Origin of the sequence: Actinomadura luteofluorescens (genome assembly GCF_013409365.1) — a bacterium.
GTDB lineage: Bacteria > Actinomycetota > Actinomycetes > Streptosporangiales > Streptosporangiaceae > Spirillospora > Spirillospora luteofluorescens.
On the sequence record NZ_JACCBA010000001.1, the window covers coordinates 7,887,539 to 7,911,404 of the forward strand.

At 74.9% G+C, this 23,866-nt stretch carries 22 protein-coding genes and 1 pseudogene; 9 read left to right on the forward strand and 14 right to left on the reverse strand.

Annotated elements, in window-relative coordinates:
• Positions 1 to 5: 5 nt before the first annotated feature.
• The 4 genes from BJY14_RS36495 to BJY14_RS36510 all read right to left on the reverse strand — a co-directional run bounded on the left by BJY14_RS36495 (position 6) and on the right by BJY14_RS36510 (position 3,203).
• Positions 6 to 1,199 carry a thiolase C-terminal domain-containing protein gene (locus tag BJY14_RS36495; protein ID WP_179847767.1) on the reverse strand — a complete coding sequence of 398 codons (1,194 nt, stop codon included), beginning with the start codon at positions 1,197 to 1,199 and terminating at the stop codon, positions 6 to 8.
• 100 nt (positions 1,200 to 1,299) lie between these two features.
• The gene (locus BJY14_RS36500) at positions 1,300 to 2,358 is read right to left on the reverse strand and encodes a threonine aldolase family protein (protein WP_179847768.1); all 1,059 of its coding nucleotides are present in this window, start codon (positions 2,356 to 2,358) and stop codon (positions 1,300 to 1,302) included.
• Between the two features lie 34 nt (positions 2,359 to 2,392).
• Positions 2,393 to 2,953 (reverse strand): hypothetical protein, encoded by a 561-nt coding sequence (locus BJY14_RS36505; protein WP_179847769.1) that lies wholly within the window; start codon positions 2,951 to 2,953, stop codon positions 2,393 to 2,395.
• An 82-nt stretch (positions 2,954 to 3,035) separates the two neighbouring features.
• A complete protein-coding gene (locus BJY14_RS36510; protein WP_179847770.1) occupies positions 3,036 to 3,203 on the reverse strand; it encodes a hypothetical protein in 168 nt (55 codons plus the stop codon).
• Between the two features lie 267 nt (positions 3,204 to 3,470).
• Here BJY14_RS36510 and BJY14_RS36515 point away from each other — a divergent pair, with 267 nt between their 5' ends.
• Entirely contained in the window at positions 3,471 to 4,919 is a 1,449-nt protein-coding gene (locus BJY14_RS36515) for a GAF domain-containing protein (RefSeq protein WP_246396238.1), read from the forward strand.
• Here BJY14_RS36515 and BJY14_RS36520 read toward each other — a convergent pair.
• The gene (locus tag BJY14_RS36520) at positions 4,903 to 5,628 is read right to left on the reverse strand and encodes a histidine phosphatase family protein (protein ID WP_179847772.1); all 726 of its coding nucleotides are present in this window, start codon (positions 5,626 to 5,628) and stop codon (positions 4,903 to 4,905) included. The two genes, BJY14_RS36515 and BJY14_RS36520, sit on opposite strands and share 17 nt — an antisense overlap.
• An 84-nt stretch (positions 5,629 to 5,712) precedes the next feature.
• Between BJY14_RS36520 and BJY14_RS36525 the strand changes: the two genes are divergently transcribed.
• On the forward strand, positions 5,713 to 6,075 hold the full coding sequence (locus tag BJY14_RS36525; RefSeq protein ID WP_179849864.1) for a hypothetical protein: 363 nt from the start codon (positions 5,713 to 5,715) through the stop codon (positions 6,073 to 6,075).
• A 172-nt stretch (positions 6,076 to 6,247) separates the two neighbouring features.
• A complete protein-coding gene (locus BJY14_RS36530; RefSeq protein ID WP_179849865.1) occupies positions 6,248 to 6,655 on the forward strand; it encodes a hypothetical protein in 408 nt (135 codons plus the stop codon).
• A gap of 54 nt (positions 6,656 to 6,709) precedes the next feature.
• Here the strand turns inward: BJY14_RS36530 and BJY14_RS36535 are convergent, their stop codons facing one another.
• A complete protein-coding gene (locus tag BJY14_RS36535) occupies positions 6,710 to 7,477 on the reverse strand; it encodes an NERD domain-containing protein (protein WP_218905749.1) in 768 nt (255 codons plus the stop codon).
• A 287-nt stretch (positions 7,478 to 7,764) separates the two neighbouring features.
• Between BJY14_RS36535 and hrpB the strand changes: the two genes are divergently transcribed.
• Complete coding sequence (gene hrpB / locus BJY14_RS36540; RefSeq protein ID WP_179847773.1) at positions 7,765 to 10,275, forward strand: ATP-dependent helicase HrpB; 2,511 nt, start codon at positions 7,765 to 7,767, stop codon at positions 10,273 to 10,275.
• On the opposite strand, the gene BJY14_RS36545 is transcribed toward hrpB, so the two are convergent.
• On the reverse strand, positions 10,262 to 11,011 hold the full coding sequence (locus tag BJY14_RS36545; RefSeq protein WP_179847774.1) for a TetR/AcrR family transcriptional regulator: 750 nt from the start codon (positions 11,009 to 11,011) through the stop codon (positions 10,262 to 10,264). The genes hrpB and BJY14_RS36545 overlap by 14 nt on opposite strands.
• Before the next feature lie 94 nt (positions 11,012 to 11,105).
• Between BJY14_RS36545 and BJY14_RS36550 the strand changes: the two genes are divergently transcribed.
• Together BJY14_RS36550 and BJY14_RS36555 are read left to right on the forward strand one after the other, a co-directional pair.
• On the forward strand, positions 11,106 to 12,062 hold the full coding sequence (locus tag BJY14_RS36550; RefSeq protein WP_312879586.1) for an efflux ABC transporter ATPase subunit, DrrA-related: 957 nt from the start codon (positions 11,106 to 11,108) through the stop codon (positions 12,060 to 12,062).
• Positions 12,059 to 12,898, forward strand: coding sequence for an ABC transporter permease (locus BJY14_RS36555; RefSeq protein ID WP_179847776.1), 840 nt, complete (start codon positions 12,059 to 12,061; stop codon positions 12,896 to 12,898). Before BJY14_RS36550 ends, BJY14_RS36555 begins: the two co-directional genes overlap by 4 nt.
• Here the strand turns inward: BJY14_RS36555 and BJY14_RS36560 are convergent.
• The 4 genes and pseudogenes from BJY14_RS36560 to BJY14_RS36570 form a co-directional block, all read right to left on the reverse strand.
• Positions 12,895 to 13,599: a hypothetical protein gene (locus BJY14_RS36560; protein ID WP_258943532.1), complete on the reverse strand. Its 705-nt coding sequence runs from the start codon at positions 13,597 to 13,599 to the stop codon at positions 12,895 to 12,897. The two genes, BJY14_RS36555 and BJY14_RS36560, sit on opposite strands and share 4 nt — an antisense overlap.
• Before the next feature lie 58 nt (positions 13,600 to 13,657).
• Positions 13,658 to 13,972, reverse strand: coding sequence for a hypothetical protein (locus BJY14_RS45980; protein ID WP_246397879.1), 315 nt, complete (start codon positions 13,970 to 13,972; stop codon positions 13,658 to 13,660).
• 337 nt (positions 13,973 to 14,309) lie between these two features.
• A pseudogene (locus tag BJY14_RS45985) lies at positions 14,310 to 14,384 on the reverse strand (hypothetical protein); the annotation flags it as partial.
• Positions 14,381 to 14,980 carry a sigma-70 family RNA polymerase sigma factor gene (locus BJY14_RS36570; RefSeq protein WP_179847778.1) on the reverse strand — a complete coding sequence of 200 codons (600 nt, stop codon included), beginning with the start codon at positions 14,978 to 14,980 and terminating at the stop codon, positions 14,381 to 14,383. The pseudogene BJY14_RS45985 and the gene BJY14_RS36570, both read right to left, overlap by 4 nt.
• Before the next feature lie 325 nt (positions 14,981 to 15,305).
• Here BJY14_RS36570 and BJY14_RS36575 point away from each other — a divergent pair, with 325 nt between their 5' ends.
• The 3 genes from BJY14_RS36575 to BJY14_RS36585 all read left to right on the forward strand — a co-directional run bounded on the left by BJY14_RS36575 (position 15,306) and on the right by BJY14_RS36585 (position 16,957).
• On the forward strand, positions 15,306 to 15,962 hold the full coding sequence (locus BJY14_RS36575; protein WP_179847779.1) for a hypothetical protein: 657 nt from the start codon (positions 15,306 to 15,308) through the stop codon (positions 15,960 to 15,962).
• A 64-nt stretch (positions 15,963 to 16,026) separates the two neighbouring features.
• Positions 16,027 to 16,452, forward strand: coding sequence for a PPOX class F420-dependent oxidoreductase (locus BJY14_RS36580; protein ID WP_179847780.1), 426 nt, complete (start codon positions 16,027 to 16,029; stop codon positions 16,450 to 16,452).
• Between the two features lie 55 nt (positions 16,453 to 16,507).
• Complete coding sequence (locus BJY14_RS36585; RefSeq protein WP_179847781.1) at positions 16,508 to 16,957, forward strand: SRPBCC family protein; 450 nt, start codon at positions 16,508 to 16,510, stop codon at positions 16,955 to 16,957.
• Positions 16,958 to 17,088: 131 nt separating this feature from the next.
• Here the strand turns inward: BJY14_RS36585 and BJY14_RS36590 are convergent, their stop codons facing one another.
• The 3 genes from BJY14_RS36590 to BJY14_RS36600 all read right to left on the reverse strand — a co-directional run bounded on the left by BJY14_RS36590 (position 17,089) and on the right by BJY14_RS36600 (position 23,729).
• The gene (locus tag BJY14_RS36590; RefSeq protein WP_179847782.1) at positions 17,089 to 19,524 is read right to left on the reverse strand and encodes an FAD-dependent oxidoreductase; all 2,436 of its coding nucleotides are present in this window, start codon (positions 19,522 to 19,524) and stop codon (positions 17,089 to 17,091) included.
• On the reverse strand, positions 19,521 to 20,474 hold the full coding sequence (locus BJY14_RS36595) for an alpha/beta fold hydrolase (protein WP_312879588.1): 954 nt from the start codon (positions 20,472 to 20,474) through the stop codon (positions 19,521 to 19,523). Before BJY14_RS36595 ends, BJY14_RS36590 begins: the two co-directional genes overlap by 4 nt.
• A gap of 315 nt (positions 20,475 to 20,789) precedes the next feature.
• A complete protein-coding gene (locus BJY14_RS36600; RefSeq protein WP_179847783.1) occupies positions 20,790 to 23,729 on the reverse strand; it encodes a helix-turn-helix transcriptional regulator in 2,940 nt (979 codons plus the stop codon).
• Between the last annotated feature and the right edge of the window lie 137 nt (positions 23,730 to 23,866).

Below are 23,866 nucleotides of genomic sequence, written 5' to 3' on the forward strand. Positions count from 1 at the left end.
GCGGGTCAGGCGGTCGCGGGCTTGTACACGGCGACGGCGCAGGCGCTGCCGAGGCCGATGTTGTGCTGGAGGGCGACGCGGGCGCCGTCCACCTGGCGGGCACCGGCCTTGCCGCGCAGCTGCCAGGTCAGCTCGGCGCACTGGGCGAGGCCGGTGGCGCCGAGGGGGTGGCCCTTGGAGATGAGGCCGCCGGAGGGGTTGACGACCCACTTGCCGCCGTAGGTGGTGGCCTCGTCGTCGACGAGCTTGTGGCCCTCGCCCACCTCGGCCATGCCGAGCGCCTCGTAGGTGATGAGCTCGTTGGCGCTGAAGCAGTCGTGCAGCTCGATGACGTCGACGTCGTCGATGGACACCTGCGCCTCGTCCATCGCCTTCCGGGCGGCGCGCTGGGAGACGCCGAAGCCGACGACCTGGATGGAGGAGTGGTCGGCGAAGCTCTCCTGCGTGTCGCTCGCGATGTGGTGGCCGGCGATCTCGACGGCCTGGTCCCACAGGTCGTGCTCGTCCAGGAACCGCTCGCTGACGACGAGCGCGGCGCCGGCGCCGTCGGAGGTGGGGGAGCACTGCAGCTTGGTCAGCGGGTCGAAGATCATCGTGGCGTTCTTGACGTCGTCGAGGGAGTACTCGGTCTGGAACTGCGCGTAGGGGTTGTTCACCGAGTGCTTGTGGTTCTTCCAGCCGATCCAGGCGTAGTGGTCGGGGGTGGAGCCGTACTTCTCCATGTGCTCGCGGCCGGCGTTGCCGAACATCTGCGGCATGGGCGCCTTGTCCAGCTCCCACTCGCGTCCCGCGGTCATGGAGCGCAGGTGGTGGTCGATGATGGTGACCTTGGACTCGCCCATGCCGGCGCCGAGCGAGCCCTTCTTCATCTTCTCCATGCCGAGGGCGAGCGCGCAGTCGGCGAGGCCGCCGCGGACGGCCTGGCGGGCGAGGAACAGCGCGCTGGACCCGGTCGCGCACGCGTTCATGACGGTCATGACCGGGATGCCGGTCATGCCGGTCTCGTAGAGGGCGCGCTGGCCCATCGATCCGTACATCGAGCCGGCGTAGGCCATCTCGACGGCGTCGTAGCCGACGCCCGCGTCCTCCAGGGCGTTGCCGACGGCCTCCTTGGCCATGTCGGGGTACTCCCAGTCGCGGGAGCCGGGCTTCTCGAACTTGGTCATGCCCACGCCGACGACGAAGGTGCGGTTGGCCATCGGGCTCGCCTCCTGTAACCGAATCATGTTCGGTTACACCATAACCCCCCGGCCGCCGGGCGGGCGGGGGCGCTCCCGATGATCGGGATGAACGGGCCGGTCAGGCCGCCGTCTCCTCGGCGAGCGCGGCGGCGAAGGCGTCCACGTCGTCCTCGGTGGTGTCGAAGGAGCAGACCCAGCGGACCTCGCCGGTCGCCTCGTCCCAGGTGTAGAACGGGAACCGCTTGCGCAGCCGCTCGGCCGCGCCCGCCGGCATGAGCGCGAACACGGTGTTGGCCTGGACGTCCTGGGTGATCTCGACGCCGGGGACGGCGCGGGCGGCGGCCTCCAGGCGGCGGGCCATGGCGTTGGCGTGCGCGGCGTTGCGCAGCCACAGGTCGCCGTCCAGCAACGCGATGAGCTGCGCCGACACGTACCGCATCTTGGACGCCAGTTGCATGCTCGACTTGCGCAGGTACGCCGTCCCCCGCACGGCGCCCGGGTCGAGGACCACGATCGCCTCACCGAGCAGCAGCCCGTTCTTGGTGCCGCCGAACGACAGCACGTCCACGCCCGCGTCGGTGGTGAGGGCGCGCAGCGGCAGGCCGAGGGACGCGGCGGCGTTGGCGATGCGGGCGCCGTCCATGTGGACCGACAGGCCGCGCTCGTGCGCCGCCGCCGCGACGGCCGCCGTCTCCCGCGCGGTGTAGACGGTGCCGAGCTCCGTGCTCTGGGTGATCGACACGACCGCGGGCTCGCGCCGCTGGACGTTGCCGAAGCCCGTCGCGTACCGGTCCACCAGGTCGGGGGTGAGCTTGCCGTCCGGCGTCGGCACGGTGACGAGCTTCAGCCCCGCGATCTTCTCGGACGCGCCGCACTCGTCGGTGTTGATGTGCGCCGACTCCGGGCAGACCACCGCGCTCCACCGCTCCGACATGGCCTGCAGCGACACCACGTTCGCGCCCGTCCCGTTGAACACCGGGAACACCTCGGCCTGCTCGCCGAAGTGGCGCCGGACGACCTCGCGAAGCCGGCCGGTGACGGCGTCGTCGCCGTAGGCGGGCTGGTGCCCGGTGTTGACCTCCGCCAGGGCCGCGAGGACCTCCGGATGGACGCTCGCCTGGTTGTCGCTGGCGAAACCGCGCGCGGCGGACGGACGGATGTCGGACGGCTGAGTCATGCGCCCATTCTCCAGGACGCCCGCCGATGTCCCCTTATGCCGGGCGGTCGGTGAGGTTCTGCACCGGGGCGGGCAGGGCGTCCGGCGGCTCGGCGGGGCGCGGCGCCATCCGGGCGCGCATCGCGTCCAGGTCGTCGCCGAACCTGGTGACGGTGGACTCCAGGTCGCGCCAGATCCCGGTCCGCTGCTCCAGCGCCGCGACCTTGGAGCGCAGGTCGGCGACGCGCCGCTCGGCGGCCTCCAGCCGGGTGCGGTTGCCGGCGGTGTCGCGGCCGGTCCGGATCAGGCTGGTCGCGACGGCGGCCAGGTCGCGCTCGGTGTCGTCCATGCGCTCGTCGAGGCGCGGCAGCAGCCGGTCGTTGAGCTGCCCGACCAGCGAGTCGAGCTCGGTGCGGATCGTGCGGAGCTCGGTGTCCTGGACGCGGACGGCCTGCTCTAGGATCGACAGGCGCTCGACGAGGACGGGCAGGAGCCGGACGAGCTCCGCCGACCGCTCCAGATCTCGCCCGGCCCTGACGAGGGCGCCGGCGCCCTCGCGCAGATGGCGCTCCACCTCGGCGGCGGCGCGGCGGACGAGACCCGGTATCACGGTCATGGCGCTCCCTTCCGGGGCCGGCGGGTGGAATCTCCTTAAACTGTAGGCGAATCGACCGTGAACGTTTTGTGAACTCACCGGTTTATTTCGGGGCGTGCGCGCCTTCGCGGACGGGCTCGCGGCGCCACGGCCGGCCGGGCGGCGCGCTGCAGGTGCACAGTCCCTGCCGCACGATGAGCGAGGCGCGTTCGGCGGTGTAGTCGGCCCGGCTCGCGGCCGGCCGGACGCGGTGGCATGTCAGGCAGAGCATGGTCGTTCTCCCCCCGTAGCGCCGGGAGAGCGGGGCCGTCCCGCACGCATTCCCCCCGGACGCGTGCGGGACGGCGGACCCACGGGATGGTCCTCTGGCTCCCCGGCGACGCTCACGGTAGGCGCATCCACGTTGCATGCACGTTGCGATCATTCGGTCACGGAACGTGCCGCGATCCGGTCAGGCGGGATCCGGCGAATCGGTTGCGCCGTCCAGGCGATGGACCGATGCTCGAACGAGCCGGGCTTCCTCCGGGAGAAAGGGCCGATGGTGGTGCGCGAGCCGGTGACCGTCCGGGCGCCGATCGCCGAGTCGTGGCGGCGTTCCCAGGACGCCGACGTCGACGCGGGCGTGGAGGCGGCGCCCCTGGTGTTCGACCGGGACTCCCTTTCCGACGCCCGCGGCGCCCACCCCCTCGAACCGCACCTGCCGATGCTGCAGTCTCTGCTGCGGCGGGTCGCCGACGAGGCCGAGCACCTGATGGTGATCACCGACGCCGCCGGGCACGTGCTGTGGACGCAGGGCCCGGCCTTCGCCCGCCGCGCCGCCGACGCGATCGGCCTGACCGAGGGCTTCCTCTGGTCGGAGGACGCCGTCGGGACCAACGGCATCGGCACCGCGCTCGCCTCCGGGCGGCCCGAGTACGTGTACGCCGCCGAGCACGTCGCCCACGTCCTGCACTGCTGGTCGTGCGCCGGCGCGCCGATCACCGATCCCGACTCGGGGCGGGTGGTCGGCTGCATCGACGTCAGCGCGACGGTGCAGGCGCTGCATCCCGCGACCGTCGCGCTCGTCGCCGCCGCGGCGCGGCTGGCCGAGGCGCGGCTGGAGAACGAGATGCTGGTGCGCGACCAGCGGCTGCGCGAGCGGCTCCTGCCGCACCTGCGGGGGCTGCGCGGCACCGGCGTCCTCGCCACCGCCACCGGCCGCATCCTCGCCGCGCAGGAGGGCGCGCTGGTCGGCCGGCGCGTCACCGTCCCCGAGCCGGGCGGGACGGTCATGCTGCCGGACGGGCGCACCGCCATCGCCGAGCCGCTGGGCGAGGCGTTCCTGCTGCGGATCCCGGGGGCCCGCGGCCGGGTCGACGAGAGCGCCCCGTCCGGGCGCGGCCTGGCGGCCAGGCCCGCGGCCGGGGGGCCGCCGCTGCTGGCGCTGGCGCTGCTCGGCGACGGGCCGCACGCGCTGCTGGACGGGCGGCCCTTCGACCTGACGCTGCGGCACGCCGAGATCCTCGCGCTGCTGGCGCTGCATCCGCGCGGGCTGAGCGGCGACCGGCTCTCGCTGTACCTGTACGGCGACGAGGGCAGCGCGGCGACCGTCCGCCCAGAGATCCACCGGCTCCGCCACCAGCTCGGAGACGTCGTTCGGGCCCGCCCCTACCGGCTCGGCTGCGCGGTCGACGCCGACTTCCTCACCGTGCGGCGGCTGCTGGACGAGGGGGACGTCGCCGGTGCCGTGCGGCTGTACGGGGGAGAGCTGCTGCCGCGCTCGGACGCGCCCGCCGTCCGCGCGGAACGCGACGAACTGGCGGTGCGGGTCCGGCGGCAGGTGCTGGACCGGGGCGGCGCCGACGTGCTGTGGGCCTACGCGCAGTCCGAGCCGGGCGGCGCCGATCTGGAGGCGCTGGAGCGGCTGCGGGGCGTCCTGCCGCTGGGGGATCCGCGGCGGGCCGCCGTGGCCTCGCGCAGCGCCCGGCTGCTCAGCGGCGAGCCGTAGGAGGCGGCACCGCGGCGGTGGCGAGGTGGGCGCAGTCGTTGTAGCAGACGGCGGCGAGCCCGGTCCCGTCGTGCCGCCACCGGGTGACCGAGGCGTTGGCGATGGGCTCCTTCTCGATCCGCATGATCTCCTGTTCGGTCAGCTCCTCCACGAGGTAGCGGGTCATGACGATGATCGCGTCGTGGGCGACGACCAGGGCGCGGCCGCCGGGGGCGCCGGACTGCAGGTCGCGGTAGAAGCTGCGCAGCCGCAGGGCCAGGTCGGCCCACGACTCGCCGCCGGGCGGCCGGTGGTAGAACTTGCCGAGGTGGCGCAGCCGCTCGGCCTCCTCCGGGAACCGGTTGCGGACGCCGCGGGGGGTCAGCCCCTGCAGCACGCCCTGCTCGCGGTCGCGGATCCGCTCGTCCACCTGGATGCGCGGGGCGGGGAAGGACGTCTCGGCGAGCGCGATCCTGGCGGTGTCGAGGGCCCGCAGGTACGGGGAGGTGATCACCGTGGTGGGGCGTTCGTCCTCGGGGAGCGCCTCCAGCCAGCGGCCGAGCCCCGCCGCCTGCGCCCGTCCGGTGTCCGACAGCGGGATGTCGGCGTCCCGCTCGGAGATGTCGGCCTCCTCGGCGTCGGTGCCGAGGACGGCCTGGAAGGCGAGGTTGCCGGTGCTCTCACCGTGCCGGGTCAGGGTCAGCCATCGCAGCGCGTTCACGCCCGCCATGCTGCCATGCCCCGCCGCCTCCCGGCCCCGCCCGGAGGCGCCGTCCCGGTTGCTCTACAGCCGGTAGTACTCTTTGGTGCCGTGATGAACGTGCTGTCCACCACGACGATCGTGGTGGCGCTCCTGGCCGCCGGCTACGCCCTGGTGACGGCGCTGCGCGGCCGGGCGATGGGCGCCGGCGACCTCGCCGCGTTCGGCGTCCTGGAGGTGCTGCTGGTCGCGCAGGCCGTGGTGGCCTTCGTCCGGCTCTCCGGCGGCGAGGGGCCGGACGGCGCCGCCACCTTCGTCGGCTACCTGCTGGGGTCGCTGCTGATCCCCGTCGCCGGCGCCGGGTGGGGGCTGCTGGAGCGCACCCGGTGGGGCCCCACCGTGCTCGTCGTGGCCGGGGTGGCCGTCGCCGTCATGATCGTGCGGATGAACCAGCTGTGGAGCGGCACCGGTGCCTGAGCCCGAACACGAGCCCGTCCGCGGGACCGAGCCCGTCCGAGAGGACCCGCCCGGCCCCGAGACCGCGGTCCAGGGGCCGCTGACCCGCGCGGACGACGGCGCCCGCGCCGGCGCCGAGGCCCGCACGGGCGGCGGTGCCCGGCCCGGCGCCACCGCCGGCGGGCCGGGACGGCTGCTGGTCGCCGTCTATGCGATCTTCGCGCTCGCGGCCGGCGCGCGGGCGGGCGTGCAGATCGCCACCCGCTTCGCCGACGCGCCGGTCGCCTACCTGCTGTCGGCGCTCGCCGCCGCCGTCTACGTCCTGGCGACGGTGGCCCTGGCCCGGGGCGGCCGGACCTCGTTCCGGATCGCAGTCGCCGCCTGCGCGACGGAGCTGGTGGGCGTGCTCGCCGTGGGCACGCTCAGCATCGCCGACCGCGCGGCGTTCCCGGACGAGACCGTCTGGTCCGTGTACGGGCGCGGCTACGGGTTCGTGCCCCTGGTCCTGCCGGTGGTGGGCCTGCTCTGGCTGCGCCGCACCGCCCGCAGAGGTGGCGGAACCCCCGCGGGCGGTGGGCGCCCTGTGAGCGGCGGCGTGTGAGCCCTCCGGCCACAGGTGTCTGTGGGTCATGCCGTCCTCCCGGGAGGGGGCCGGTCACGCCGCGGTCCGGGCCGCGGCGTTCGAGCCGACCGGCAGGGCGTGCACGGCCGCCCGGGTGATCGCCTCGACCTCCTCGGCGGAGCGGTCGGCGGCCGGGTTGCGGCGCATCCAGCGGATCAGCTTCAGCGGCGGCGCGAACACGATGCCGTCGGCGGTGAACGGGGTGCGGGCGAGCTTGCCGCCGTGCACGGCCAGCACCGGCGTCACCGTGACCGGCGTCCCCGCGGCGCGGGAGATCGCCGCGCCGGCCGCCTCGGCCCGTGCGGTCAGCCCTGCGACGAGCTTGGACTGCGTCCGGCCGTCGATGAACAGCCGGCCGCCGTGCTGGGACACCTCGGCCCCGGGCGACCACGCCTCGTTGTGCACGAGCCACACGCCACCGGGCCCGACCACCAGCTGGTCGGCGATCCCGTGCTCGGGGACGGTCCGGGCGTGCAGCACGCGGTGCCCGCGCCGCTCCAGCGTGTGGCGCAGGAAGCGGTTCATGCGCTGATCGCCGCGCAGCCCGAGCCGCCACACCCGCGACGCGCTGTAAATGCGCCAATGGACGAGCGTGTCCGAGGCCGCCACCACAACGGCCATCACGATTCCGAAAACGGCGTTGACCAGCAGAGCGCACAGCACGAGCGTCGCGGCCGACAGAAAGGCGCGTGTCCGCAATCGTCCTTTTCGGCCCCGCTGCCAGAGTTCCTCGTACACCGCCTGCGGTGAACCGCCGGTGAAAGCGGGGCGGTCCCTGAGGTAGATGGAGCTGCCGAACATGTCCGTCCTCCCAGCACCTGCTTAGACGCCACCAGTATGGGGACGCCGCGGCATTGCCGCCACACTTCGCGAGGTGACTTAAATCAAACTTCCGCGCCACTTCTTGGACCTGGGGCATTGCTCACCTGCTCGTTCGCGTGTGATTCGTGCGACGATTCGGGGGAACAACGCAGAAGAGCCGCCGGAGATTGGCTGAAAGGCGCGGTGCAACTATCACCGCAACATTCAAAGCCCTTTTCGCTGCAATTGATTTCCGGGTGGCGCGGGCGGCGCGGCACACTGGGACGATGCACCTCAGCGCCGCCGAAGACCTCCCCGTCCGCCACGCCGTCCCCGCCCTGCGCGCGGCCCTGGACGAGCACGGCGCGGCGGTGCTGGCGGCGCCTCCCGGCACCGGGAAGACCACCCTGGTCCCCCTCGCGCTCGCGGGGCTGGCCCTTGCGCGGGATCAGGGCGCCCCGCCCGCGCCCGGCAAGGTCCTGGTCCTGGAGCCCCGCCGCCTCGCCGCCCGCGCCGCCGCCCGCCGCATGGCCTGGCTCCTCGGCGAACGCGTCGGGGACCGCGTCGGCGTCACCGTCCGCGGCGAGACCCGGCCCGGCGCCCGCGTCGAGGTCGTCACCACGGGCGTCGTCCTCCAGCGCCTGCAGTCCGACCCCGAACTCGACGGCGTCGGCACGGTGATCCTGGACGAGTGCCACGAGCGGCACCTGGACGCCGACACCGCGCTGGCGTTCCTGCTCGACGTCCGCGCCGCGCTGCGCCCCGACCTGCGCCTGGTCGCCGCGTCGGCCACCGCCGACACCGGCCCGTGGTCGCGCCTGCTCGGCGGCGCCCCGGTCGTGGAGACCGCGGCGGCGCTCCACCCGGTCGAGACGGTCTGGGCGCCGCCGCCGCGGCCCGTCCCGCCACCGCACGGCATGCGCGTCGACCCGGGGTTCCTCGCGCACGTCGCCGCGACCGCCCGCCGGGCGCTGGCCGAACGCGACGGCGACGTGCTGTGCTTCCTGCCGGGGGTCGGCGAGATCTCCCGCGTCGCCGGGCTGCTGTCCGGCGCGCCCGCCGAGGTCCTGCAGATCCACGGCCAGGCGCCGGGGCGCGTGCAGGACGAGGTGCTCGCGCCCGCGTCCCGCCGCCGGATCGTGCTCGCCACCTCGGTGGCCGAGTCGAGCCTCACCGTCCCCGGCGTACGCGCGGTCGTGGACAGCGGCCTCGCCCGCGAGCCGCGCACCGACCACGCCCGCGGCCTCGGCTCGCTCACCACCGTCCGGGCGTCGCGCGCCACCGCCGACCAGCGCGCCGGGCGCGCCGGGCGCGAGGCCCCCGGCACCGTCTACCGGTGCTGGACGCAGGCCGAGCACGACCGGCTCCCGGCCCGCCCCCGCCCCGAGATCGAGCTGGCCGACCTCACGGGCTTCGCCCTCCAGGCGGCCTGCTGGGGCGCCCCCGGCGCGACCGGCCTCGCCCTGCCCGACCCGCCCCCGCCCGCCGCGATGGACGCCGCGCGCTCCACCCTGCACGCGCTCGGCGCCCTGCGGGACGGCCGCGCCACCGACCGCGGCCGCCGCCTGGCCCGCGTCGGCCTGCACCCCCGCCTCGCCCGCGCCCTCCTCGACGGCGCCCCGCGGGTCGGCGCCCGCGACGCGGCGCAGATCGTCGCGCTGCTGTCCGAGCCGCCGCCCCGCTCGGCGGGCGACGACCTCACCGCCGTCTGGCGCGCCCTGCGCGGCCGGAACCGTCCCGCCGACCCGCACGCCGCGCGGTGGCGCGACGAGGCGGCCCGCCTCCAGCGGTCGCTCGCCGGGCGGGACGGGGCGCCGGCGGGGCTCGGCGACGACCATGCGGCGGGCACCGTGGTGGCGCTGGCGTTCCCGGAGCGGGTGGCGCGGGCGCGGCGGGGGAGCGGCTACCTGATGGCGTCCGGGACGGGCGCCGAGCCGGCGGAGGGGTCGGCGCTGGCCGCGGCGCGGCCCGCCTGGCTCGCGGTCGCGGCGGCCGACCGTCCCGCCGGGGCGGCGTCGGCGCGGGTGCGGCAGGCCGTGGTGATCGACGAGGACATCGCGCGGTCCGCGGCGGCGCCGCTGCTGGAGACCGCCGAGGAGGTGGCGTGGCGCGACGGCGACGTGGTGGCGCGCCGCGTCGAGCGCCTCGGCGCGATCGAGCTGGAGGCGCGGCCGCTGCGGGATCCCGATCCCGCACTCGTGCGGGCCGCCCTGCTGGACGGGGTGCGCGCGGAGGGGCTCGGGCTGCTGCGCTGGACGCCGGCGGCCGTCGCGCTGCGGGAGCGGCTGGCGTTCCTGCGCGGAGCCCTCGGGGAGCCCTGGCCCGCCGTCGACGACGCGGCGCTGCTGGAGCGGGCGCCGGAGTGGCTGGCGGGCGCGCGGCGGCGGGCCGACCTGGCGAAGGTGGACGTCGCGGGCCTGCTGCGCGGGCTGCTGCCGTGGGACCTGGCGAAGCGGCTGGAGGAGTACGCGCCCGAGCGGGTCGAGGTCCCGTCCGGGTCGCGGATCCGGGTCGACTACTCGGGGGAGCGGCCCGTCCTGGCGGTGAAGCTGCAGGAGCTGTTCGGCTGGGACGCGGCGCCGCGGCTCGCCGGCGGCCGGGTGCCCCTGGTCGTGCACCTGCTGTCGCCCGCGGGACGCCCCGCGGCGGTCACCGCGGACCTGGCCTCGTTCTGGCGCGAGGGGTACCGGGCGGTCCGGGCCGAGCTGCGCGGCCGCTACCCCCGGCACCCGTGGCCGGAGGACCCGGCGGGCGCCGTCGCGACCAAACGGACCACCAGGCGCGCTAGCGGGAGCTGATCAGCACCTCGATGCCGTCCAGGACGCGGGCGAGGCCGAACTCGAAGGCGCGGCCGGGCGCGACGGCGGAACCGTACTCGGACCCGACGGCGGCGCCGACGCGGGTCCCGAGCGGGTAGTCGTCCTCGTTCACCAGCGTCTCCAGGAGGGGGGCGCTCGCCTCCCACCACTGCTCGTCGGTCATCCCGCTGCGGCGCTCGGCCTCGGCGGCGTTGACCGACACCCGGGCGGAGCTCTCGGCGAAGCCGGTCACGAGCGCGACGACCGAGTCCATCTCCACGTCGCTGAGGCCGAGGCCGTCCACGGCGCGCAGCTCGTACTCGAACTTGGCGCACGTGTTCGGGCCGAGCGGCGGCCGGACCGTGGTGATCTGGAGCAGCCACGGGTGCCGGTGGAACAGCGCCCAGTCGCCGCGGGCGATGTGCTCCAGGCGGGCCCGCCAGGAGCCGCCGGCGGGCGGCTCCAGCTCGCCGAAGGCGCGGTCGACCATGACGTCGATCAGCTCCGCCTTGCCTGGCACGTAGGTGTAGATCGACATCGGGGAGACGCCCAGCTCCTCGGCGATGCGCCGGATCGACAGCCCGTCCAGGCCCTCGGCGTCGGCCAGCCGGACCGCCGCCCGGACGATCTCCTCCGCGGTCAGCCGCGGCTTGGGCCCCCGCCTGGGACGCTCCCGCACGCCCCACAGCAGCTCCAGGGTGCGCTTGGGGTCGCCCGCCCCGCTGTACTCGGTCACCGGCCGATCCTCTCAGGGAATGAAACTCTGTACCGCGTACGTTATATTGGCCGCGATGGTAAATCCGTACTGCGTACATAGTTTTGGAGGACGGGTGACGGAACCACGGTTCGCGGTCGTCGCCGAGGGGCTGCGCAAGCGCTACGGCGGCACCGAGGCCCTCGCCGGGCTGGACCTGCGCGTCCCCGCGGGGACCGTGCACGGCCTGCTCGGCCCGAACGGCGCGGGCAAGACCACCGCCGTCCGGATCCTGACCACGCTGGCCCGGCCGGACGGCGGCAGCGCCCGCGTCGCCGGGCTCGACGTGGTCCGCGACGCCGCCCGGGTGCGGCGCCGCATCGGGCTCGTCGGGCAGAACGCCGCGGTCGACGAGGTGCTCGGCGGGCGGCAGAACCTCGTCATGTTCAGCCGCCTCCACCACCTCGGCGCCGGGCGGGCGCGGCGGCGGGCGGACGAGCTGCTGGAGCGGTTCCGGCTCACCGACGCCGCCGCGAAGCCGGCGGGGGAGTACTCGGGGGGCATGCGGCGGCGCCTCGACCTGGCCGCGTCGATGATCCTCGCGCCGCCCGTGCTGTTCCTGGACGAGCCGACCACCGGGCTGGACCCGCGCAGCCGGGGCGAGGTGTGGGACGCGATCCGCGACCTGGTGGAGGGCGGCACGACCGTCCTGCTCACCACCCAGTACCTGGAGGAGGCCGACCGGCTCGCCTCCGGCGTCTCGGTGATCGACCACGGCCGCGTCATCGCCGAGGGCACCCCCGACGCGCTCAAGGCGCGGCTCGGCGGCGACCGCGTCGAGGTCGTCGTCGACGACCCGGGGGCGCTCGCCGCCGCCGCCGAGATCGTCGGCCGGGTCGCGACCGGCGAGGTGGACGTCGACGCGGAGGCCCTGCGCGTCGGGGCGCCGGTGCCGGGGCGGGCCGCCGCGCTGACCGAGGTCGTCCGGGCCCTGGACGAGGCGGGCGTCGCCGTCGCCGACATCGGCCTCCGGCGCCCGACCCTGGACGAGGTGTTCCTGCACCTCACGGAGAAGGAGGAGGTGGCTTCATGAGCAAGGCGAACCTGGGGGCCGTGCCCCCGCAGGGCGGGCGCGTGAGCGTTCAGGCGGTGCGGTGGGCCGTGGCCGACGGGTGGGTGCTGACCTCGCGCGCCCTGGCCCACTGGGCGCGCAAGCCGGGCGAGGTCGCCGTCGCGCTGCTCTTCCCGGTGATGGTCGTGCTGATGATGGGCTACCTGTTCGGCGGGCAGATGGACGTCCCCGGTGGCGGCAGCTACCGGGCGTTCATCGTCCCCGGCATGTTCGCGCTGACGATGGCGTTCGGGATCGAGACGACGTTCGCCGCGATCGCGAGCGACGCGAGCAAGGGCGTGACCGACCGGTTCCGGTCGATGCCGATGGCGTCCTCCGCCGTCGTGGTGGGCCGGGCCACCGCCGACATGCTCCACTCGGTCGTCGCGCTGGCCGTGATGGCGGCCTGCGGCGTGCTGATCGGCTGGCGCGTCCACGACGGCGCGGCCAAGGCCCTCGCGGGGCTCGGGCTCCTTCTGCTGCTGCGCTTCTCCCTGGTCTGGCTCGGCGTCTACCTCGGCCTGGTCGCCAAGGGACCCGAGTCGGTGGCGGCCGTCCAGATCCTGGTCTGGCCGATCGGGTTCCTGTCCAGCGCCCTGGTGGCGCCGAGCACGATGCCGGGGTGGCTGGGCGCGGTGGCCGAGTGGAACCCCATGTCGGCGACGGTGACGGCGTGCCGGGAGCTGTTCGGCGAGCCGGTCGCGGGCGGGTCGTGGGCGGCGCAGCACAGCGTGCTGATGGCGGTGGTGTGGCCGCTGGTGATCGCGGCGGTGTTCTTCCCGCTGTCGGTGCGCCGCTACCGCGCCCTCGGCCGCTAGGGCAGCAGGGACACCCGGTGCCGGGCCAGCGCCAGCGCCGGGTAGCACCCCTCGGGCAGGGGCTCCGCGCCGCCGAGCGCGGAGCGGAGCCTCGCGCCCACGGCCGAGGCGTCGTGGGGCTGGACGACGCACAGTTCGGCCTGCATCGCCTGCCGGGCCGCCGCCATCAGCGCCGGGACGTCCCCGGCGACCACGATCTCGGCGGGGGCGTCGCCGTAGGAGAGCCGGACGGCGAGGGCGTGCATGCCGGCGGTGCCGGCGCCCTCGTAGCGGAACTCGCAGACCAGGCGGTCGCCGTCCAGCGGCCCCTCCTGGATCAGCCACGCCTGGCCCGGGACGACCCGCCCGAGCGACTCCTCCCAGGGCGCGGCCGGAACGCCGTCGAGGCGGCCGGCGGCGCGGGCCGCGGCCGCGCGTCCCTCGGCCGGGCCGATCGCGGCGAGCGCCCGCAGGAAGGCCCGGGCCCCAGGGGTGGCCGCCGCGTGCAGGCAGCCGATCAGGTCGCCGAGCGCGGCGCGCCGCGCGGCGGTGTGCGGGGCCGCGGCCTCCAGGGCGCCGAGCTGCGCGGACGTCCACATCTCGGCCTGCAGCGGGCCGGGCTGCGCGGGCAGGGCGCCGGCCTCCCGGACGTAGGCCGCGTACACCTCGCCGAGCCCCGGCAGCATCAGCTCGGGGCCGGCGGACGGTCGGGTCGCACTCACCACCTCAGCCTATGAGACATCGGAGGGCGCCCCGGCCGGGCGTTCCGGGGCGCGGAGCCTACGCCGGGACGGTCAGCAGCGTGCGGCCCTCGCCGATCGTCCGGACCTCGAACCGGCTGATCTCCTGCGGCCGCAGCGCCGTGCCGCCCTGGAGGGCCAGTTGCGGCTGCGGCGAGCCCGGCAGGCCGTAGCCCTTGGCGGGGACGGACCAGCCGACGACGGTGTGCGCCTTGCCCCGCTCGTCCACGGCGACCAGTTCGCACGAGAGCGGCCCGGCGACCTTGCTGAGCCGCAGCGCGATCCGGCTGCCCCACGCCTTCTGCTGCATCGCCACGGTCCCGGTGACGCCGGTGCCGGTGTCGGTCGCCGACATCGCCCGGCCGTCCCGCAGCAGCTGGGCGGTCCCGCCGTCCGGCGCGGAGGCGGCGGGGGCCGCGGTCGGCGCCCAGCGTGTACCCGGTGCCGAGCGCCCCGCCGAGCAGCACGACCCCGGCGGCGGCCGCGGCCAGCGCCCGCACGGTGCGGTGCCGCCGCTCCCGGCGGATCCGGTGCCGGATCAGGTCGGTGACCGCCGCCGGTTCGGGCGGCGCGGGCATCGCCTCCACCGGGTCGGCGATCGGGCCGATGCCGTCCAGGGTCTGGGCGAGCCCGCTCAGCGCGCCGAGCTCCTCGTGGCAGGAGAAGCACGTAGCCAGGTGCGCCTCGAACGCGCGGCGGTCGGGCTCCTCCAGCAGGCCGAGGGCGTAGGCGCCGACGTCGACGTGCGGCATGTCCGGCGCTCTCATGGCGTCACGCCCCTCTCCTCCAGGGCGACGCGCAGCGCCCGGAGCGCGTAGTAGACCCGGGACTTCACGGTCCCCACGGGGATCCCGAGCCGCTTGGCGGCCTCGTTCACCGAGCGGTCCCGGAAGAAGGTCTCGTTGAGGATCTCGCGGTGGGCCGGAGACAGGGCGAGGAGGGCTTCGGACACGACGACGGAGCGCAGCAGATCCTCCAACCCGTCGGGCACGCGCATGTTCTCCAGCGGGCCCTCGCCCGCCTCCTGCGGCCGTGCGTTCTTGCGGCGCTGGTCGTCGATGACGATCCGGCGGGCGACGGTCGCCAGCCAGGGCAGCAGCGAGGTCGCGTTCTCGTCGAGCTGGTGCGCGCTGCGCCAGGCGCGGATCATCGTCTCCTGGACGACGTCCTCGGCCCAGTGCCGGTCGCCGCCGGTGAGCCGCAGGACGAACGACAGCAGCGGGCGGCCGTACACGCGGTACAGCTCGGTCACGATCACCTGGTCGTCCACGCCGCCGGCGGGCCGCGGGCCGCGGAACCAGCTCCACGGTCCGGGCGGGCGTTCGCGGGTGGCCGACGCGGCGGCCGGTGATCTGTGGGCCATCGGGGTCTCCGGCGGGGTGCGAGGGGTGCGGGGCGACGCGGTGACCGTGGGTGTCACGTTGGGAGGCAGTACGGGACCCTCGCGCCGCGCGGTTCAACCGAGGCCGTTTCATGGGGGATTTTCCGGATTGCCACTTACTTGTTCGCCAGCTTCTCCTTACCTTTCGGTCCCAGGGCTCGCCGGGGTGCGTCTCAGGGGCGTACGGGAGGCGACGACTCCGCACCGCGCGACGGACCTTCGCCGGGCAACGCTCACTCCACGCTTTGGAGCGAATGCGGGCATTGGGCCCATTTGCCCATAGAGACCGAGGGCGGGGATCGGATTGGTGAAGGAGAACGAGGAAGGACAGCTCAGCTACCGCCTGCTGCTGGCGGTGGACATCCAGGGGTACAGCAGGCGCGACACGCGCGAGCAGCTGCACGCGCAGCGGCTGCTGTCCGAGGCGCTCGACGGCGCCGCCCGCGGCGTCGGCCTCGACCGCGCCGGCTGGGACAAGCAGGTCGGCGGCGACGGGGAGCTCGCCACGCTGCCGGAGGGCGTCGACCCGGCGACGGTCGCCGGCGACTTCGTCATCCTGCTCGACGGGGCGCTGCGCGAGGCCAACCGGGACGCCGGCCGCTTCCGGCTGCGCGTGCGGCTCTCACTGCACCACGGCACGCTCACGGCCGGGCCGTTCGGCCCCGCGGGCGACGCGCCCATCGTCGTCCAGCGGCTGCTGGACGCCGCGCCGCTGCGCCGCCTGCTGGCCGACGACGCGGACCGCGACCTCGCCTACGTCGTGTCGGACTCGCTGTTCGACGACGTCGTGCGCACCGGGTTCTGCGCCCTGCCGCCGCGCGGCTTCCGCGCCGTCAGGGTGGCGGCGAAGGGCGCGGTGTTCCGCGGCCACATCCTCACCGGCCGCGCCGCCGGGGAGGACGCGGGAGGGCCGGGGGCCCGGTCCGCCCGCGTCCTCGACTTCCCGGCCCTCGCCCTCGGCTGACCGGGAAGCGATCGGCGCGCCCCGGGGTTGACGCGGGTAGAGGCGACGATCGAGGGAGGCGGACATGGCGGACGAGGCGGCACTGCGGAAACTGCTGGCGGGACGCGACATCGGGGTGCTGGCCACCCTCAAGCGCGACGGGCGCCCCCAGCTGTCCACGATCAACTACCACTTCGACGAGGGGCGCGGGCTCGTCCGGATCTCGATCACCGCCGACCGGGCCAAGGCCCGCAACCTGGCCCGCGATCCGCGCGCGAGCCTGCACGTCAGCTCGCCCGACGGCTGGTCGTGGGTGGTGGCCGAGGGCACCGCCGAGCTCTCGGCGGTCGCCGCCGACCCCGGCGACGCCGCCGTCGAGGAGCTCGTCGAGGTCTACCGCGACATCCGCGGCGAGCACCCCGACTGGGACGAGTACCGCCGCGTCATGGTCGAGGACGGCCGTGTCGTCGTCCGCCTGCGCGTCGACCGGCTCTACGGGCAGGCGCACTGACGGCGTCCCGGAACCAGGTCTGCCGCCGCCGCGGGCGCGGCGGTAGCGTGTGGCGATGATCCAGGCAACCGCCACCACCGCCGCCTCGCCCGAGGACCTCTTCCGGCACCTGGCCGTCCCCGAGGCGTGGGGCGCCTGGGGCCGGTTCCCTGTCCCGGCGCGGCGGGCGCGCGCGGGCGACACCGCCCCCTACGGCGTCGGGACGGTCAAGAAGATCTGGCCGGCCAGCGAGCGGACCGTCGCCTACGAGCCCTACGAGCACTTCGGCTACATCGCGGTGGCGGGCCTGCCGGTGCGCTCCTACCGCGCGGACGTCCGGCTGGAGCGCCGGGACGCCGGGACACTCCTGCGCTGGGAGGCGACGTTCGAGCCGCTGATCCCCGGCACCGGCCCGGTCGTCGGCTTCGCGCTCCGGCAGATGCTGAGGGCCTTCACCCGCTGGCTGCCCGCCCACGTCGAGGACTGCCCGCCGGACTGCCCCGCCCGCACGGCCGAGGGCGTCTGACCCCGGCGCGGCGCCCGGCCCGGCGGAGGGCCCCGAGCCGGAGACCGTGCGACCCCCCGCACGGCCTCCGGCGAAAAGGTGCAGGCCGAGAGCACCCCGCAGTTCCCTCGGCCTGCACGACCATGGACCCCTCAGTCGGGGTCGGGACCGTAGACCTCCCACAGCTCCCCGGCGAAGAACCTGCCGAAGTCGAGCAGCGTGCCCGCCCCGCCCGGCCCCGTCGTGCGGAACGTCGTGAGCTGCCGCGCGAAGTCGGTCAGCTGGATGTGCAGCACCCCGGCCGCGACGACCTCCGCGCCGTCCTCCTCGTCCGCGGCGACGTGCCCGTCCAGCAGCCGCACGTAGAGGGTGGAGGTGTCCGGCCAGATCCGCGTCGGCGGCCCGTGCAGGACGTTCTTGTGCCCGCTCAGCGTGCGCCGCCGTCCCTCCCCGTCGGTGTAGAACAGCCGGTACCGCATCAGCCGCCGGTCCTCGGGCCCGTCCGCGACGAACAGGTTGAACGTGCCCCCCTCGACCGGGCGGCGCCCCCCGTGCCCGGTGGCGTCGACCCACCCCGTGGCCGTCGCCTCGTGGTCCGGTTCGGCCAGGAACCGGTCGGTGTCCGCCGCGGTGATCGTCAGGCGGAACGACAGGGGCAGGCGCCCGTCCACCAGCTCGCCGATCCGCGTGTCGGTCTCGCCGTAGGTGACGAACCCCTTCATCTCCTCGGTGAACGACAGCGACGTACGGCCCGCGGCCACGGTGGACGGTCCCCGTGTTCCGCCGTGACTCCCCGATGCGGGGCCGTACGCCGAGCCGTTCCCCGCCCCGCCTGGCGAGCCGGCTCCCCCGGCCGGCTCGGCCCCCGTGGCAGGCGGGGCGGTCGGTCCTCCCGCCCCCCGGCGGGCGGACGTCTCCTCCAGCAGCCGCGTGGCCAGCCGATCGGCCTGCGCGGCGATGGTGAGCGAGGGGTTCGGGCCCACCGGGCCGGGCATCGCCGCCCCGTCGGCGATGTAGAGGCCCGGGAACCCGAACACCTCGCCGAAGGCGTCGCAGACGCCTTCGCCCGGGTGGTCGCCCATGGGGGCGCCGCCCAGCGGATGGACGGTGATGATGCGCTTGCGGAACCACATCGGGTTGTCGGCGTAGTCGGCGCCGAGCACGTCCGCGATCCCCTGCATCGTCTTGCGGACGCGGTTGAACAGCTCCTCGCTGGTCCGGGCGTTCCAGTCGGCGGTGAGCCGGCCGTCCTGGAGGTGCAGCCGCCCGTCGGCGGTCTCGCGGCCCATGCCGAGCAGCGGCAGCGAGCTGACCGTCAGCGCCCCGTCGCCGATCAGGTCCGACAGCTCCTTGGACAGGTTGGTGTCCGGCGCGTCCTTGAAGAACTCCTTGAAGCGGCCCCACAGGAACTCGACCGCGCGCTCGAACTCGCCGCGGACGTCGAAGCCGTTCACGATCCAGTCGGTGAACCCGGGGTAGCCGCCGTCCTGGATGTAGGCGCCGCGGCCCGCGCCGGGCACGCCGTCCAGGTCGTCCGGCAGCCGGATCGCCGTGGTGATCACCGGTCCGCGGCTGGCGTTCAGCGGGCGGACCCGGTTGCGGTCCTTGGCCCGCATCAGGAACGTCAGCAGGTCGCCGTTGCCGCAGAAGCGGGTGCCGAGCGCGGAGCTGAGGCCGGGGAACGCCTTGCGCGACTTCAGCAGCAGGTACGTCGTGCCGTAGGTGCCGGCGCCCAGGACCAGCCGGTCGCAGGTGATCGTCCGGGTCGGCAGGCGGCGCTTCCTGGCGGTCAGGTCCGCGTGGTGGACGTAGTCGACCTCATACCCGCCGCCCGGCCGCGGCCGGATCGCCTTCACCTCGTGGGAGGTGCGGATGTCGGCGCCGTGGTGCGCGGCCGCGGACAGGTAGTTGTGGTCGAGGCTGTTCTTGGAGCCCTCGTTGCAGCCGATGTCGCACTCGCCGCACAGCTTGCACGTCCGGCGGCGGGCGCCGTGCAGGTTCCCGTACGCGGGGTCGGCGATCGGCAGGCTCACCCCGGGCGTGCCGCCGGGCTCGGAGGCGAAGCTGACCGCGAGGGGCGGCAGCGTGCTGTGCAGGCCGAGCTCGGCCGCCGCGTCCTGGAGCGCGTGCGTCTTCGGGGTGTCGTCGTAGGGGACCTGGTCCAGCGGGTACGGCGTGGCGCCCATCATCCGCTCGACGGCGTCGTAGTGCGGGTCCAGGTCGGCGCGCGAGATCGGCCACGGCTCGTGGCCCCCGCCGGGCACCGGACGGTCGTGCACGAACCAGCGCTCGTCCTTGCGCAGCAGCACGTTCGCGTAGATCAGGGACCCGCCGCCGAGGCCGGCGGACACGACCGAGTCGCAGCCCTTGAACCCCCACACGTCGTACATCCCGTACAGGCCGGCGTCCGGGTCCCAGAACGCCCGGCCCATCTCGGCGGGGGTGCGCGGGAAGCTGCCGGGCGGGTACGGCTGCCCGCGCTCCAGCAGGACGACCCGCTGCCCGGCCTCCGCCAGCCGGTACGCGGTGACGGATCCGCCGAATCCGGATCCGATCACTACGGCGTCGACGTGTTCGATGTCGGTCATGATGCGTGGCGCTTGAGGAAGTCGACGACGCGCGGGAACACGTCGATGTGCGAGTCCTTGCCGATCAGCGGGTCGAGGTGCCCGTAGCCGGGCAGCGAGGCCAGCTCGTGGCGCCCCGGCGCCGCCTTCTCGAGGATCTTGTGCAGGTGGATGTTGGAGTCGGTGAAGACGCGGTTGTTGCCGGGCGCGAGGAGCAGCATGGGCGTCTCCACGTCCGCCGCGTTCTCCAGGTAGTTCTCCGGGAGGCGCGCGTAGCGCTCGTCCCGAGGCGCGTACTTGACCGAGTGGCCCGCCTTGACCATCTTGCGGACGTGCCGGTAGTAGTGCAGCCCGGACGCGGTGCAGATGTCGGCGACGCGCGCGTGCGTCTCGGGCAGCAGGTTCTCGTGCTCGTACATCGCCGGCTTGCCCGCCCCCCACTGGAAGCTCTGCATGTGGCAGGCGCGGGTGGAGCACTCGCCGTGGAACAGCGACACCGCCCGCGACAGCATCCACGGCCGCGTGAACCGCGGGGCGTCGCCGAACCGCGGGTCGAGGAACGGCAGCCCGAGGACGTACTCCAGGAACCAGGTGCCGAGGCCGAGCTTGACCTTCGAGAACGCCGGCACCCGCGGCGTGAGCGACACGCTGTTGCAGGTGAGGGAGGCGATGTCGGTGACGGTCCCGGCGAACAGGGCCATCGAGAACGACACGGCGCCCAGGCAGTGCGCGATGACGTGCAGCGGCCGGTCGCCGATGTGCCTGCGCAGTTCGGCGAGGGCGGCCGGGAAGTCGTACAGGGCGATGTCGTCGAGGGTGTAGCGGTGCGTCTCGCCGTCGTACGGGAAGCGGCCGCTCATCCGGAAGTCCACGGTCCACACGTCGGTGAAGCCGTTGTCGAGCAGGTGCGACGCCAGGTTCGGGATCTCCGGCATGATGAACAGGTCGCTGGAGGAGGTGAGCCCGTGCACGAGCAGGACGACGTCGTCGCTCTCCTCGCGCAGGAACCGGGTCAGCCCCAGCCGAGACCGTCGCCCGTCGTGACCGGATACGTCGAGATCTGCGCATCCTTGACGCCCTCAAGGGTGAATCGAGGAATCGTCCGGTTCATGTCCGTCACCTCCCTTTCCCGCAGTAATCATGGGGTGACCTGCTGGAACACAACATCGTGGTAAACCCTTACTTCTGGCACGGAACCCTGACGAACGCATACTGAGACGGGGATACGGCGTCGCGCGTTCGCGTCGGGGACGGCCCGGACCGGACCGGCCGGATCCGGACCCGGGTCAGCCGGCCCCGGGGGCGTCAGGGTCCTGGCGGCTGAGGGCGTTGACCACGCCGACCCGGGAGTTCACCCCGAACTTGGCGAAGATGTGCGACAGGTGCGTCTCGACGGTGCGGATGCTGACGAACAGCCGCTCGGCGATCTGCGAGTTCGTGCACCCCTCCACGACCAGCGACGCGACCTCGTACTCGCGCTTGGACAGCCCGCCCGGCAGCCCCGTCTCGCGGCCGCCGCCCCGCGCCGGCACCCGCACCCCGATCCGGCGCTGCTCGCGGACGGCCTGCGCGTGCAGGGAGCGCGCCCCGCAGCCCGCGAAGATCTCGGCGGCGAGCCGCAGCTGCTCGCGGGCGGCGGCGCGCTCGCCGGACCCGGCGTGCGCCTGCCCGGCCCGCATCCGGGCCCGGCCCGCGTCGATGCGGTGCCCGGCCTCCTCGAACATCTCCGCGGCCGCGAGCGCCTCTCGGGCCGCCGCGGCGGCGTCGGTGAGCTGCAGGACGTGGGCGCGGGCCAGCTGCGCCAGCCCGTTGTGGGCCTCCAGGCCGGGGATGATGTAGTGCTCGCCGCGCTCCACCCACTTCTGGGCGGCCGCGGCGCGGCCCCGTCCCGCCTCGACGCCGGCCATGACCTCGCTCAGCGACAGGTGCGTCCGCTGGTCCAGCGGGCCCTTGACCGTAGCGTCGACGGCCTCGGCGCCCTCCTCCAGCCGGCCGAGCCCGATCAGCGCCATCGCGCGCGCGTAGCGGGCCATGGAGCCCCACCACTCGCCGACGCCGGCGCCGCTCTCGATGGCCTCCTCGGCGTGCCGCAGCGCGGACTCCTCGTCCCCGGACCAGCCCGCGACGAGGCTCTGCTGCGTGAGCGCGAACACCAGCTGCTGCCCCGAGTGCAGGAGCCGCGCCTCCTCCACCGCCTCCTCGGCGACGACCGCGGCCTCCTCCAGCCGGCCGAGCATGCCGTAGGCGCGGGTGAGGCCCGCCATCAGCGTGGGGACGACGTAGAGCTGCCCGGTGGCGCGGGCGACGTCCACCGCCCGCTCGAACCGGCGGGCCGCGGGGCGGAACCGGCCCATGAACGTCTCGGCCCAGCACAGCCAGGCGATCGCGTCCATCCACTCGGCGAGGTGCTCGTCGGGAGCGGCGTCCACCAGCCGGTCGGCCGCCGCCAGGTAGCGCAGGGTGTCCTCGATGCGGCCGGCGGCGAGCGCGGGCATCGGCCGGAACGCGGCGACGGCGAGCTCCAGGCTGGGCTCCCAGTCCTCCGAGCTGTCGGGCATCAGGTCCAGGACGGCCTGGGCGGCGCGGAAGTCGATCCGCATCATCCGCTCGGCGATCAGCCGCATCCGCAGCGGCACCGCCGCCGGGGACCGGGGGTCGGGCATCCGGCGCAGCTCGTCCAGCAGCAGGGTGCGGGCCTCGTTCGGGCGGTCGAGCTGGCGTTCCATCAGCGCGGCGAGCCGGGCCGCGCGGGCGCGCTGCTCGTAGGCGTCCAGCGGCAGCATCTTCAGGACGCTCCGCGCGGTCTCGCGCCCCTCGATGAGGTGGCCGCCGACCGTCTGGACCTGCGCCAGCTCCATCATCAGCGCGAGGCGGGAGGGCTGGGCGGGGTCACCGCCCGCCGCGCCGGCGTCGTCGGTCGCGGGCATCAGCCCGAGCGCGACCTTCAGCCAGTGCGCGGCGGTCGAGGGGGCCTGCGTGGCGAAGGCGCGGGCCGCCTCCACCAGAGTCGCGACGGCGGCGCGGTCGCCGACCCGGGCCGAGCGCTCCAGGTGCCGGGCGCGGAAGGCGGCGGGCGCGCCGATCTCGGTGAGGTAGGCGGCGATCCGGCCGTGCGCGGCCAGCCGCCAGCCCGCCGCGGCGGACCGGTAGGCGGCGTGCCGCACGAGCGGGTGCCGGAACCGGAAGCGCTCGGCGCGGGGCCGCACGATGTCGCGGGCGACCAGCTCGTCGAGCGCGGCCAGCGCGACCCGCTCGCTCACCTCCGCGGCCACCGCGGCCAGCGGCGGCGCGAACTCGTCGGCCGCGACGGCGGCGCTCTGCGCGATCAGCAGCGCGTCCGGCGACAGCCCGCTCAGCTCCAGTTGCAGCGCCGCCCGCACGGCGGGCGGCAGCTCGCCCTCGGCGTAGCCGGCGGCGAGGGGCTCGCGGGTGCGGGCGAGGGCCTCCAGGTAGAAGGGGTTGCCGCCGCTGGCCCGGTACAGCTCGCTGCAGCGCGCCCCGCTGACGCCGGGGCCGAGCATCTCGGCGACCTCGGCCTGGGTGAGCGGCTTGACGGTGAGCCGGTGCCCGCCCTCGTCCCGCAGCGACGCCTGGACCAGCGCGGCGAGGCGCGCCGACGCCTGCGCGGGACGGTAGGCGACGGCGATCAGCACCCGGGCGCGCGGCGGGTGCCGCACGAGATGGTCCAGCAGCTCGATCGTGGCGTTGTCGGCCCAGTGCACGTCGTCGAGGATCAGGACCAGCCCGGACGGGGCGGCCACCTCCTCCAGCAGCCGCCGCACCGCGCGGTACAGCTGGTACCGGGCCACCGGGGTGGCCACGGGCGCGCTGCCGGGCGGGCCGGCGTCCTCCCCGTCGCTGAGGGAGGCGGCGAGCGCCGGGAACACCGGGCCGAGCAGCCGGACGGTGCCGCGGCCGAGGTCGCCCGCGTGGTCCTCCAGGTGGTCGTCGAGGGCGTCGACGACGGCGCCGAACGGCATCTCCTGCTCGAACTCCGAGGCCCGGCCGGCCAGGGTGGCGAGCTTGCGGGCTTCGGCGGCGTTCGACAGCTCGGTCAGCAGCCGCGTCTTGCCCGCCCCCGGCTCGCCCACGAGGGCCAGGAAGCGGAACGCGTCGGCCGCCGTGGCGTCCAGGGACTCCTCGAAGACACGGAGGACGTCCCTGCGCCCGACCAGCGGGACGCCGCTCGGCGCCGCTCCGTTGTCGTGGCCGGTACGACCCTCCATGTCCACACCCCAACAGCGACAGGCGGTCGAAACGCCGTGATCATGCTTCTCGTTGTGGTCCCTGAGCGGGGTTCACCTTATCGGGTAGAACGTCAATAAGGTGGGGCAACCCGCCCATCCCCGAGTGCCAACGCCGC

Coding starts and splice junctions, on each gene's coding strand:
- BJY14_RS36520 (WP_179847772.1), bottom strand. CDS start 5,628: ATGGCGGGCGTGAACGCGCTGCGATGGCTGACCCTGACCCGGCACGGT.
- BJY14_RS36525 (WP_179849864.1), top strand. CDS start 5,713: ATGAACGTGCTGTCCACCACGACGATCGTGGTGGCGCTCCTGGCCGCC.
- BJY14_RS45980 (WP_246397879.1), bottom strand. CDS start 13,972: ATGTCGGCGACCGACACCGGCACCGGCGTCACCGGGACCGTGGCGATG.
- BJY14_RS36510 (WP_179847770.1), bottom strand. CDS start 3,203: ATGCTCTGCCTGACATGCCACCGCGTCCGGCCGGCCGCGAGCCGGGCC.
- BJY14_RS36495 (WP_179847767.1), bottom strand. CDS start 1,199: ATGGCCAACCGCACCTTCGTCGTCGGCGTGGGCATGACCAAGTTCGAG.
- BJY14_RS36585 (WP_179847781.1), top strand. CDS start 16,508: ATGATCCAGGCAACCGCCACCACCGCCGCCTCGCCCGAGGACCTCTTC.
- BJY14_RS36500 (WP_179847768.1), bottom strand. CDS start 2,358: ATGACTCAGCCGTCCGACATCCGTCCGTCCGCCGCGCGCGGTTTCGCC.
- BJY14_RS36505 (WP_179847769.1), bottom strand. CDS start 2,953: ATGACCGTGATACCGGGTCTCGTCCGCCGCGCCGCCGCCGAGGTGGAG.
- hrpB (WP_179847773.1), top strand. CDS start 7,765: ATGCACCTCAGCGCCGCCGAAGACCTCCCCGTCCGCCACGCCGTCCCC.
- BJY14_RS36570 (WP_179847778.1), bottom strand. CDS start 14,980: ATGGCCCACAGATCACCGGCCGCCGCGTCGGCCACCCGCGAACGCCCG.
- BJY14_RS36600 (WP_179847783.1), bottom strand. CDS start 23,729: ATGGAGGGTCGTACCGGCCACGACAACGGAGCGGCGCCGAGCGGCGTC.
- BJY14_RS36535 (WP_218905749.1), bottom strand. CDS start 7,477: ATGTTCGGCAGCTCCATCTACCTCAGGGACCGCCCCGCTTTCACCGGC.
- BJY14_RS36515 (WP_246396238.1), top strand. CDS start 3,471: ATGGTGGTGCGCGAGCCGGTGACCGTCCGGGCGCCGATCGCCGAGTCG.
- BJY14_RS36580 (WP_179847780.1), top strand. CDS start 16,027: ATGGCGGACGAGGCGGCACTGCGGAAACTGCTGGCGGGACGCGACATC.
- BJY14_RS36555 (WP_179847776.1), top strand. CDS start 12,059: ATGAGCAAGGCGAACCTGGGGGCCGTGCCCCCGCAGGGCGGGCGCGTG.
- BJY14_RS36590 (WP_179847782.1), bottom strand. CDS start 19,524: ATGACCGACATCGAACACGTCGACGCCGTAGTGATCGGATCCGGATTC.